This window comes from Microvirga sp. P4_A5 (genome assembly GCF_056402495.1).
Map to the genome: position 1 here is coordinate 1 of NZ_JBFUHH010000179.1, position 3,299 is coordinate 3,299.

A 3,299-nucleotide genomic window follows, 5' to 3' on the forward strand; every position below is an offset into this window, starting at 1 on the left:
GACCAAAGCCGAGAGGTCTGATACGAACAACGTTGCATTAAGATAATATTCCGCTAGGAAAGGTCCTGCCATGACCGTCTACRTGATCGACACCACAAACCCGCTGCCGCCGGTCTAGGGAGAAGGCGAGACGGCGCTTTCGATAGGAAACGGAGACACGGTCATTCTCGGCTATGGCGCTGAGATTGCGGCACATGGCCGGAATGGATGGGGAATTTTCGGCGGCACGGGCAACACGTTGCTGATCGATGGCAGCGTCTATAGTGCGTGGGAGACAGCGATCGCAGTTCACGGCACGGTCACCGTCGGAGCGACGGGCAGTGTCTGGGGCCGGGATACGGGCATTCAGCTTCTGGGCGATCCCAGCGATAGCCGCGGCAACATCCTCCACAATTGTGGTATCATCTCATCTGGCGACGCTTGGACCGGGGGCGTGGCTGTCTGGCTCATGGGGCCGGTGAACGTGATCGACAATACGGGGACGATCTCGGGAGCTGGTGGAATCTGGGGATGGTATCCCGCCAGCAATGAAAGCTTCACGCTCCATAATTCCGGCTTGATCAGCGCATCAGGCGGCGCCGCAATTGCCGGCGCAAGCGTCGGACCAAACCATGTGGTCAACACTGGACGAATTGAAGGCGATATTCTTTTCGGCTCGGGAAATGACCTCTATGCCGGCCGCAATGGCGTTCACATCGGCGAAGCCCGCCTGGGTGACGGCAATGATGTGTTCCATGGCGGCGGCGGCACCGAAAAGGTCTTCGCGTGAGCCGGAGACGATAAGCTCGACGGAGGGGGCGGCAATGATCGCCTCTATGGAGATGGTGGCGACGACGTGCTGAAGGGCGGGTCGGGCGACGATCTGCTATTTGGCCGGAACGGTGTAGATGTCGCGGTGTATAGCGGCAATTTCACTGACTATTCCATCACGCGCAAATCAGACGGCAGCTACTCCGTTACGGATAATCGCGTCGGTGGCGACGGTGCCGACATTCTCACCGGAATCGAGTACCTCCAATTCTCCGACCGCACTGTGTCCTCACCGCTCCTACCAACTCGGCCCCGACGTCCATTGCGCTATCGACCAGAATTGTCGACGGCGATTCCCCGGTCGGAACCTTTGCGGCGCAGCTGAGCGGGTTCGATCCGAACGGGGATGCGCTCGGCTTTTCGCTCGTGAGCAATCCCGGCGGACATTTCCGGATTCACGGAGACAAGCTGATCGTTGACCGCGCCTTCACCGACCGTTCCGCCGATATCGTCATCACAATTCGCGCCAGCGACCCCCATGGCGCGTCCCTCGATCAGAGCTTCACCATCGATGTGGATCCGGACGTTATTCGGATCGACGACCCGATCGTCGTCACGTCGGTCGTTCCCACCTCCCTGACGCTGAAGGGCGGCAAGCGCGCGGATGTGCTGAAGGGCGGCGACGGTGACGACCGGCTCAATGGCGGTCTGGGCCGGGACGTTCTCACCGGCAATGCGGGCGACGACACGTTCATCTTCAGCGCCAAGCTCGGCGCGAAGAATGCCGACACGATTCGCGATTTCGTGGCGGCGGACGACCAGTTCCAGCTTGCGCACAAGATCTTCTCTGGCCTCGACCGGGGTGTGCTGAATACGGGCGCGTTCGTCATGGGCAGCAAGGCGCTCGCTGCGGATGACCGCATCGTCTTCAACGCCAAGACCGGCGCGCTTTTTTACGACGCGGACGGCTCCGGCACGGAGCATGCGGCGATCAGGTTCGCGCAGGTGAAGGCCGGGACGGTGCTGAAGGCGGGCGATTTCTTCATCGTGTGAGTTCGAAAATCGGGGACCGGCTCCCCGGACTTCGACAGGCGACACAAATCCTTCCTGATGTGCAGGCCGCTGCGAGGCCGTTTCCCCTTCCATGGATGCGAAGTCGACCGGTTCTCCGGGTGAGGCTGCTACGGCTCAGCGGGTTTTGGGGTTCCGCTGCCCGGCGCCGGCACGATGGGTGAAAGCCTTGCAGCCACCTCACACTCTCCCGAAGGCGTCCCTGAGGAACAAACCTCCCCTCCCCACGTTCCGGCTTCAACCGCGACAGTTGGCCTGCAGGGAGCGTGTCGTGACGAGCCCGGAACCGCGCAAAGGTATGCCCGATGTCACGCTGGGGCGGGAGGAGTTTCGGGCCCGGTTCCTGAGCCAGTTCCGCGACCCGGCTTATGCACCGCTCGGCGGCGAGCTCGACCGCGTGGCGGATGCGGCCTGGGTGGCCTATGACGCGTACCGCAAGAGCCCGCAGACGCGCAAAGCAGGCCCCGGTTTTGCCGACCCGGATTACGACCTCTCGGTCGATTGGATCGCGGCGCGCGAGGCGATCGACGCCGCGCAGAAGCGGCATGACGACCGAAGCCTGCCGCGACGGATTCTGCTCGTCAACGGGTCGAGCCGCAGCGAACATACCTGTCCGGGGGAGATGTCGAAGAGCTATCGCCTCGTCGAGATCGCACAAGCGGTCTTTGCCGGCGAGGCCGGTTTCGAGACGGACATCCTCGATCTCAGCCGGCTGGCATCCGAGTACGGGCGTCACATCCACCCTTGCAAGGCCTGCTTCTCCACGGCGGCGGCGCTCTGCCACTGGCCGTGTTCCTGCTACCCGAACCATGCCATGGGGCAGGTCCAGGACTGGATGAACGACATCTATCCCCTGTGGGTCGCCGCCCACGGCATCATGATCGTGACGCCGGTGAACTGGTATCAGGTCACATCACCGCTGAAACTGATGATGGACCGCCTCGTTTGTGCCGATGGCGGGAATCCAGACCCCAGCGCGACCCACGGCAAGGATGCAAAGCGCGCGAAGGAAATCGAACTCGCCGGATGGGATTATCCGCGCCATCTCGCAGGCCGCCTGTTTTCCGTGGTGGTGCACGGGGACACGGAGGGCGTCGAGAACGTCCGCCGCAGCCTCAGCGACTGGCTCAAATCCATGAACCTGATTTCGGCGGGCGCGCATGCCGAACTCGACCGCTATATCGGCTATTGGAAACCCTACGCCACCAGCCATGACGAACTCGATGGCGACGCGGCTGTGCAGGACGAGGTGCGCAACGCGGCGTTCGCCCTGCGCGAGGCCGTGCTTGCCATGCGCGACGGCAAGCTTGTGGAGGCGGGCGGCAACCTCCACGATCCACGCCCCAAATGAAAAGCGCCGCGAAGGGAAGCGGCGCTTTTCTCAATCGAGCGCGGGGATCCTATTTCGGCGCCGACTTCACCTCGGCGTCCCACTTCTTCAACAGCCGCGTGCGTTCCGCCACCGAGCCGTATTTGGC

Annotated in this window: 3 protein-coding genes and 1 pseudogene; all 4 read left to right on the plus strand. The window is 62.6% G+C overall.

Annotation, left to right across the window (positions count from 1 at the left end; translation table 11 throughout):
- Window positions 1-238 precede the first annotated feature (238 nt).
- The 4 genes and pseudogenes from AC1DVM_RS22800 to AC1DVM_RS22815 all read left to right on the plus strand — a co-directional run bounded on the left by AC1DVM_RS22800 (window position 239) and on the right by AC1DVM_RS22815 (window position 3,172).
- Window positions 239-769: a hypothetical protein gene (locus AC1DVM_RS22800; protein ID WP_477258374.1), complete on the plus strand. Its 531-nt coding sequence runs from the start codon at window positions 239-241 to the stop codon at window positions 767-769.
- A 9-nt stretch (window positions 770-778) separates the two neighbouring features.
- Window positions 779-1,135, plus strand: a pseudogene (locus AC1DVM_RS22805) (calcium-binding protein); the annotation flags it as partial.
- A 41-nt stretch (window positions 1,136-1,176) separates the two neighbouring features.
- Window positions 1,177-1,803, plus strand: coding sequence for a hypothetical protein (locus AC1DVM_RS22810; protein ID WP_477258376.1), 627 nt, complete (start codon window positions 1,177-1,179; stop codon window positions 1,801-1,803).
- Between the two features lie 316 nt (window positions 1,804-2,119).
- Window positions 2,120-3,172, plus strand: a complete 1,053-nt coding sequence (locus AC1DVM_RS22815) for a flavodoxin family protein (protein WP_477258378.1) — start codon at window positions 2,120-2,122, stop codon at window positions 3,170-3,172.
- Window positions 3,173-3,299 lie beyond the last annotated feature (127 nt).